Source organism: Aeromonas sp. LsrichE-8G (genome assembly GCF_022869435.1).
Lineage (GTDB): Bacteria > Pseudomonadota > Gammaproteobacteria > Enterobacterales > Aeromonadaceae > Aeromonas > Aeromonas caviae.
Window position 1 is genome coordinate 1 of record NZ_JALIHH010000096.1, and the last position, 7,210, is coordinate 7,210.

At 58.5% G+C, this 7,210-nt stretch carries 7 protein-coding genes and 1 pseudogene; 6 read left to right on the top strand and 2 right to left on the bottom strand.

Translation table 11 applies throughout. The features are described 5' to 3' along the window. On the top strand, positions 1-81 hold an 81-nt coding region (locus MUW49_RS14470), incomplete at its 5' end, for a transposase (RefSeq protein WP_202904331.1). Between the two features lie 57 nt (positions 82-138). Here the strand turns inward: MUW49_RS14470 and MUW49_RS14475 are convergent. Both MUW49_RS14475 and MUW49_RS14480 read right to left on the bottom strand, forming a co-directional pair. After that, positions 139-1,221 (bottom strand): annotated as a pseudogene (locus tag MUW49_RS14475) (VWA domain-containing protein); the annotation flags it as partial. Further along, positions 1,222-2,064, bottom strand: a complete 843-nt coding sequence (locus tag MUW49_RS14480; RefSeq protein ID WP_210539099.1) for a MoxR family ATPase — start codon at positions 2,062-2,064, stop codon at positions 1,222-1,224. It abuts the pseudogene before it with no gap. 163 nt (positions 2,065-2,227) lie between these two features. Here MUW49_RS14480 and cysK point away from each other — a divergent pair, with 163 nt between their 5' ends. From cysK to MUW49_RS14505, 5 genes are all read left to right on the top strand, one after another. Next, complete coding sequence (gene cysK / locus MUW49_RS14485) at positions 2,228-3,196, top strand: cysteine synthase A (RefSeq protein WP_010673571.1); 969 nt, start codon at positions 2,228-2,230, stop codon at positions 3,194-3,196. Between the two features lie 443 nt (positions 3,197-3,639). Next, entirely contained in the window at positions 3,640-3,897 is a 258-nt protein-coding gene (locus tag MUW49_RS14490; protein ID WP_005303128.1) for an HPr family phosphocarrier protein, read from the top strand. 44 nt (positions 3,898-3,941) lie between these two features. Next, positions 3,942-5,669 (top strand): phosphoenolpyruvate-protein phosphotransferase PtsI, encoded by a 1,728-nt coding sequence (gene ptsI / locus MUW49_RS14495; RefSeq protein WP_210539098.1) that lies wholly within the window; start codon positions 3,942-3,944, stop codon positions 5,667-5,669. 43 nt (positions 5,670-5,712) lie between these two features. Then, the gene (gene crr, locus MUW49_RS14500) at positions 5,713-6,222 is read left to right on the top strand and encodes a PTS glucose transporter subunit IIA (RefSeq protein ID WP_210539097.1); all 510 of its coding nucleotides are present in this window, start codon (positions 5,713-5,715) and stop codon (positions 6,220-6,222) included. Between the two features lie 255 nt (positions 6,223-6,477). Next, a complete protein-coding gene (locus MUW49_RS14505) occupies positions 6,478-7,023 on the top strand; it encodes a cytochrome b (protein WP_052814874.1) in 546 nt (181 codons plus the stop codon). Positions 7,024-7,210 lie beyond the last annotated feature (187 nt).

Here is a 7,210-nt window from a genome sequence, read left to right on the forward strand (position 1 = left end):
TCACGCTCTTACTTTGCGGGCTCTTGCGGCGGAGCACCGTTGGAGGTGATCAAGCAATACATTCAAAACCAGCGGGGCTGACGCCCCGGCGAAATTCCCCTCCCACCTACGTCGGAGGGAGTCCCCTTTCGCATTTAAGATGGAGGGGTGCCACAGCCACTCCTGCCTTGGCAGCGGATTGACCCACACCATCTTGGGGAAATGTTGTTGCAGGCGCCCGAGCCACACCTGGCCGGGCTCCTCGTTCCAGTACTCTACGCTGCCACCTGGCCAGGTGATTTCATAAGGGCCCATCTTCGCATCCCCCACCACCATCACCCTGTAGTCGCTGCCGTAGGTGCGCAGCAGCCGCAGGGTATCGAACCGATCATCAAGGCGCCTGGCATTGTCCTGCCAGACGAAGTCGTAGAGGCAGTTGTGAAAATAGAAGAACACCAGGTGCTTGAACTCGTGGCGCAGGGCCGAAAAGAGGCGCTGCACCTCGGCCACGTGGGCATCCATGGAGCCCCCCACATCGAAGAAGGCCAGCAGCTTGACCCCGTTGTGGCGCTCGGGCCGCAGCTTCACATCGAGCCAGCCTTGCCTGGCCGAGCTTTGGATGGTGTCGTCGAGATCCAGCTCGTCGGGATTGCCCCGGCGCACCCAGCGTCTGAGCTTGCGCAGGGAGAGCTGGATGGCGCGCTGCCCCAGGGGCGAGTCGTCACTGAAGTTGCGAAAGTGGCGCGCTTCCCACACCTTGGTCGCCCGCCCGTGCTGGCCCTCTCCCCCCATGCGGATCCCTTCCGGGTGATAGCCGCCGTGACCGAACGGGCTGCTGCCCCCGGTGCCGACCCACTTGTTGCCGCCGGCGTGACGCTCCTTCTGCTCGCTTAGCCGCTGATTGAGGGTCTCCAGCAGCTTGTCCAGCCCGCCAAGGGATTGGAGCAACGCCTTCTCCTCCGGGCTTAACAGTCGCTCGAACTCCTTGCGCAGCCACTCCTCGGGCAGGCTCTCCGGCAACAGGGGGATGGCGGCCAACCCCTCGTAATACTCGGCGAAGGCGCGATCGAAGCGATCATAGTGCGCCTCGTCTTTCACCAGCAGGCAGCGGGATAGCTGGTAGAACTCGTCCATGTCGAGGCTGACCAGCTGGGCAGCCAGCGCCGCGTGCAGGTCGAGCAACTCCCGCAGGCTGCAAGGAAGCTTGTGGCGGCGCAGGTGAAGGAAGAAGTCGATGAGCATTCAGCCGCCGCGGCGCGCCAGAAAGGCGAGCTTCTCGAAGAGGTGCAAGTCCTGCTCCGTCTTGAGCAGGGCACCGTAGAGTGCGGGCACCAACTTGCCGGGCTCACGGGTGCGCAGGGCTTCGGGGGCGATGTCGTCGGCCAACAACAGCCGGATCCAGTCCAGCAGCTCCGAGGTGGACGGCTTTTTGCGCAGCCCCTCTACCGCACGCAGCTCAAAGAAGAGCGTCATCGCCTCGTCGAGCAGCCGCTCCTTGAGGTTTGGGTAGTGGAGCTTGACGATGGCCTGCATCTCGGCCTTGTCGGGGAAGCGGATGTAGTGGAAGAAACAGCGGCGCAGGAAGGCGTCCGGCAGCTCTTTTTCGTTGTTGGAGGTGATGATGATCACGGGGCGCTGGCGCGCCTTCACGCGCTCGCCGGTCTCGTAGACATCGAACTCCATCCGATCCAGCTCCAGCAGCAGATCGTTGGGAAACTCGATGTCCGCCTTGTCGATTTCATCGATGAGCAGCACTGGCCGCTGCTCTGCGCTGAAGGCCTGCCACAGCTTGCCCCGGCGGATGTAGTGGCCTATCTCCCCGACCCTGGGGTCACCGAGCTGGGAGTCTCGCAGCCGGGCGACGGCATCGTATTCGTAGAGCCCCTGCTGGGCCTTGGTGGTGGACTTGATGTGCCAGCTGATGAGCTCGGCACCCAGGGATTCGGCTACCGCCTCCGCCAGCACCGTCTTGCCCGTACCGGGTTCACCCTTGATGAGCAGCGGCTTCTCCAGCACGATGGCGGCATCGACGGCCATCTTCAGTGCCTGTGATGCGAGATAGCGATCGCTTCCTGCAAATCCCATGAGATCCCTTCCATTGGATGCCCAGGCAGCGGAAGCCCCCTCGGCAAGAGAGAATAAGTTCTATATGTTGTAATAACATATTGTTATAACGATTCGTCACTTCTCATTCAGAAACCACAGGGTAATCTTGTTTCATCGCCTTAACAAACACAGGGATAGCACCATGAGCAAAATTTTTGAGGACAACAGCCAGACCATAGGCAACACCCCGCTTGTTCGTCTCAACCGTGTTACCAAGGGCCGCGTGCTGGCCAAGATCGAGAGCCGCAACCCGAGCTTCAGCGTCAAGTGCCGGATCGGTGCCAACCTCATCTGGGATGCCGAGAAACGCGGCGTGCTGACCAAGGGCAAGGAGATCATTGAGCCCACCAGCGGCAACACGGGCATTGCCCTGGCATTCGTGGCTGCGGCCCGCGGCTATCCCATCACCCTGACCATGCCGGCCACCATGAGCCTGGAGCGCCGCAAACTGCTCAAGGCCCTGGGTGCCAACCTGGTGCTGACCGAAGGCCCCCTCGGCATGAAGGGCGCCATTGCCAAGGCCAACGAGATCCTCGAATCCGAGCCGGGCAAGTACGTGCTGCTGCAACAGTTTGAAAACCCGGCCAACCCAGAAATCCACGAGCAGACCACTGGTCCCGAGATCTGGGACGCCACCGATGGCGAAGTGGATGTGTTCGTGGCGGGCGTCGGCACCGGCGGCACCATCACCGGGGTCTCCCGCTACATCAAGAAGACCAAGGGCAAGGCCATCGTCTCCGTGGCGGTCGAGCCCAGCGAATCCCCCGTCATCAGCCAGAAACTGGCGGGTGAAGAGATAAAGCCCGGTCCCCACAAGATCCAGGGCATCGGCGCCGGCTTCATCCCGGGCAACCTGGATTTGAGCCTGCTGGACCGCGTCGAGCAGGTGAGCAGTGACGAAGCCATCGAGATGGCCCGCCGCCTGATGGAAGAGGAAGGGATCCTGGCCGGTATCAGCTCCGGCGCTGCCGTGGTCGCTGCCAACCGTCTGGCCGAGCAGCCGGAGTTCGAAGGGAAAACGATTGTCGTCATCCTGCCGAGCGCCGCCGAGCGTTACCTCTCCAGCGCCCTCTTCGCCGGTGTGTTCAGCGAGCAGGAATTGCAGCAGTAGTTGATCAGCCAACACCAAAACGACGGCGCTCCTCGGAGCGCCGTTTTCATTATGCGCTAAACTCTCTAGCCACCAGTGCCACTCGGCCCCTTATTTTTTGGGGTAAAATAACAAAATTGGATATGACAAAAAAAGCAGACATTCTGTGATAAATCTCATATCCTGTGCGGCGTCACGAGGTGTTTGCTGGCAAGGTATCACAAGGTAACAAAGTGTTATTTTTCGTTATAAAATAATTTCAGGCCAGGCCTGACGCGGCTTGCAGCCTGATAGCGAAAAAATACCTGGCCACGACACCGAATACTGCACAGAAAATTGACCTGGATTAAACCATTGCAGGTCTGATTTCGTTACTTTACAACATATCCATACTGACACGGTGAGACAGGAAGCCTCATTGGCGACCATCTCTCCAAACAATATCAATAATATGGGGTGAAACCATGTACGAGAAGTCTGTTGTTATTACTGCTGAAAACGGCCTGCACACCCGTCCTGCAGCTCAGTTCGTGAAAGAAGCCAAAGAATTCCAAAGCGAGATCACTGTGGTCTCCGGTGGCAAATCCGCCAGCGCCAAGAGCCTGTTCAAGCTCCAGACCCTGGGTCTGACCAAAGGCACCAACGTGACCATCCAGGCTGACGGCCCGGACGCTCAGAAAGCCGTTGAGAAGCTGGTTGCCCTGATGGACGAGCTGGAGTAATCCAGCTTTATTCCTCCCCCACAGTCGTTTTAATAGGAAGGATTATGATATCTGGCATTCTTGCGTCCCCCGGTATCGCATTCGGTAAGGCGCTTCTTCTGAAAGAAGATGAAATCGTTATCAATCAAGGCAAGATTCCCGCCGAACAGATTGATGCCGAGATCAACCGCTTCCTCGAAGCCCGCACCAAGTCAGCCGCACAGCTGGAAGCCATCAAAGAGATGGCCGGTCGCACCTTCGGTGAAGAAAAAGAGGCCATCTTCGAAGGCCACATCATGCTGCTCGAAGATGAAGAGCTGGAAGGGGATATCAGATCCTTCATCAAAGAACACAAAGCCTCTGCCGACAGAGCCGTTCACGAGGTGATCGAACAGTACGCCAAGATGATGGCCGATCTGGATGACCCCTATCTGCGTGAGCGCGCCACCGACTTCCGTGACATCGGCACCCGTCTGGTCAAGAACGTACTGGGCATGGCCGTTGTCAACCTGAGCACCATCGACGAAGAGGTCATCCTGGTCGCCAAAGACCTGACCCCGTCTGAAACCGCTCAGATCAACCTGAAATACGTGCTGGGCTTCGTCACCGACATCGGTGGCCGTACCTCCCACACCTCCATCATGGCACGCTCCCTGGAGCTGCCGGCCGTCGTGGGCACCAACGACATCACCGAGCGCGTCAAGAACAGTGACATGCTGGTGCTGGATGCGATCAACAACCAGGTCATCATCAACCCGACCGCCGACCAGTTGAACGAAGCCAAGAAGTTCCAGGCCCAGTTCCAGGCAGAGAAGGACGAGCTGGCCAAGCTCAAAGACCTGCCTGCCATCACCCTGGATGGCCACCAGGTCGAAGTGTGCGCCAACATCGGGACCGTCAAGGATACCGAGGGTGCCATCCGCAACGGCGCCGAAGGCGTGGGTCTGTACCGTACCGAGTTCCTGTTCATGGACCGTGACGCGCTGCCGACCGAAGACGAGCAGTTCAAGGCTTACAAGGAAGTGGCCGAAGCCATGCCGGATCAACCGATCATTGTCCGTACCATGGACATCGGCGGCGACAAAGAACTGCCCTACATGAATTTCCCGAAAGAGATGAACCCCTTCCTGGGCTGGCGTGCCGTGCGTATCTTCTTCGACCGCACCGACATCATGCACGCCCAGCTGCGGGCCATCCTGCGTGCGTCTGCCTTCGGCAAACTGCGCATCATGTTCCCGATGATCATCTCCGTCGAAGAGTTCCGCAGCCTGAAGGCTACCGTGGAGACGCTGAAAGCCGAACTGCGTGCCGAAGGCAAAGCCTTTGATGAATCCATCGAAGTGGGTATCATGATTGAGACCCCGGCCGCGGCCGTGATGGCTCATCATCTGGCCAAGGAAGTGGATTTCTTCAGTATCGGTACCAACGACCTGACCCAGTACACCCTGGCTGTCGACCGTGGTAACGAGATGATTTCCGCCATGTACAACCCGCTGTCACCCTCCGTCCTGACCCTGATCAAGATGGTGATCGACGCTTCCCATGACAATGGCAAGTGGACCGGTATGTGCGGTGAACTGGCTGGTGACGAACGCGCCACCCTGCTGCTGCTGGGTATGGGTCTGGATGAGTTCTCCATGAGCGCCATCTCTGTACCGCGTATCAAGAAGCTTATCCGCAACACCAACTTCGAAGATGTGAAGGCCATGGCCGACCAGGCGCTGAGCTTTGCCACCGCCGCCGAAATCGAAGCGTGCGTAGATAACTTTATTAAGCAGAAGGCAGTCTGCTAAGATCGGCTGCAAACAGCGACAATCATCTCTAGGAGCTTTTACTATGGGTCTGTTCGACAAACTGAAGAAACTGGTTTCCGACGACAGTTCTGACACTGGCGGCATCGAAATCTTTGCTCCGCTGTCCGGCGAAATCGTCCCCATCGAAGATGTGCCTGACGTCGTCTTCGCCGAGAAGATCGTCGGCGACGGCATCGCCATCAAGCCGGCCGGCAACAAGATGGTTGCTCCGTGCGACGGCACCATCGGCAAAATCTTCGAGACCAACCACGCGTTCTCTCTGGAGTCCGACTCTGGTATCGAGCTGTTCGTTCACTTCGGTATCGACACCGTCGAGCTGAAGGGTGAAGGTTTCACCCGTATCGCTCAGGAAGGTCAACAGGTCAAGCGCGGTGACACCATCATCGAGTTGGATCTGGCCGTTCTGGAAGCCAAAGCCAAGTCTACCCTGACGCCTGTGGTCATCTCCAACATGGACGAGATCAAAGAGCTGGTGAAGATGACTGGCGCCGTGACCGTGGGCGAAACCCCGGTGATCCGCATCAAGAAATAATGCGCCCTGGCCTGACGCCAGCGACCGCCAAAAACCGAAGCCTAGTGCTTCGGTTTTTTTTTTGCCCCTTCCATCCCCCGATACTCCATGGGCTCCCGCACAGGTCAGCATGACGGCAAACAGGCAGAAATGTTATCGAGATCAACACGGGCATAAGCAAGCCGAGTACCCTCAAGAGGGATACCTGCGGGTCCTTTGGCTCGATATGAGACGGGATGAAAAGAGATAAGCCGCTTAAGTGGCGAGGAGACAACGATGCTGAGAAATTCCGAACAACGTTATGGCAGCCTGAGCATAGGGCTGCACTGGTTGACCCTGCTGCTGATCGTGGCCGCCTACGGCCTGATGGAGTTCAGGGACATCTTCCCCAAAGGGTCGGCTGGCCGCGACCTGATGAAGGAGTTTCACTTCATGGTGGGTCTGCTGATCCTGGTGCTGGTGGTCGTGCGCCTGCTGGTGCGCGTGGGTAGCCCTTCACCGCGTATCGTGCCCGAGCTCTCCCCCCTGATGCTCACGCTGGCCAAGCTCGCCCATCTGGCGCTCTATGGCTTCCTGATCCTCACCCCGCTGCTGGGCTGGCTGCTGTTGAGCGCAGGGGGCAAGCCCATTCCCTTCTTCGGCCTGGCACTCCCCGCCCTCATCGCCCCCGATGACGGCCTGAAGGGTACCATCAAGGAGCTGCACGAGACGCTGGCCAACATTGGCTATGCGCTGATTGCCCTGCACGCAGCGGCAGCCATCTACCACCACCATGTGCTCAAGGACAACACCCTGACCAATATGCTGCCCGAGCGCAAATAACCAGCGACGGGTTGCACACCAACAAAAAGGCCCCTGTGACAGGCAATGCTGTTCACTTAAGCGGAGCCGCATTGCGATTTACCGGAAAACGGGTCTTTGATATCTTCACCGCCCTGGGTCTCGATGGCCTGGGGCGTTTTTCTATGAACATGACGCCTATGCAGCCCCGCAACTCCGCCAACCTCCG

Coding starts and splice junctions, on each gene's coding strand:
- MUW49_RS14480 (WP_210539099.1), bottom strand. CDS start 2,064: ATGGGATTTGCAGGAAGCGATCGCTATCTCGCATCACAGGCACTGAAG.
- cysK (WP_010673571.1), top strand. CDS start 2,228: ATGAGCAAAATTTTTGAGGACAACAGCCAGACCATAGGCAACACCCCG.
- MUW49_RS14490 (WP_005303128.1), top strand. CDS start 3,640: ATGTACGAGAAGTCTGTTGTTATTACTGCTGAAAACGGCCTGCACACC.
- ptsI (WP_210539098.1), top strand. CDS start 3,942: ATGATATCTGGCATTCTTGCGTCCCCCGGTATCGCATTCGGTAAGGCG.
- crr (WP_210539097.1), top strand. CDS start 5,713: ATGGGTCTGTTCGACAAACTGAAGAAACTGGTTTCCGACGACAGTTCT.
- MUW49_RS14505 (WP_052814874.1), top strand. CDS start 6,478: ATGCTGAGAAATTCCGAACAACGTTATGGCAGCCTGAGCATAGGGCTG.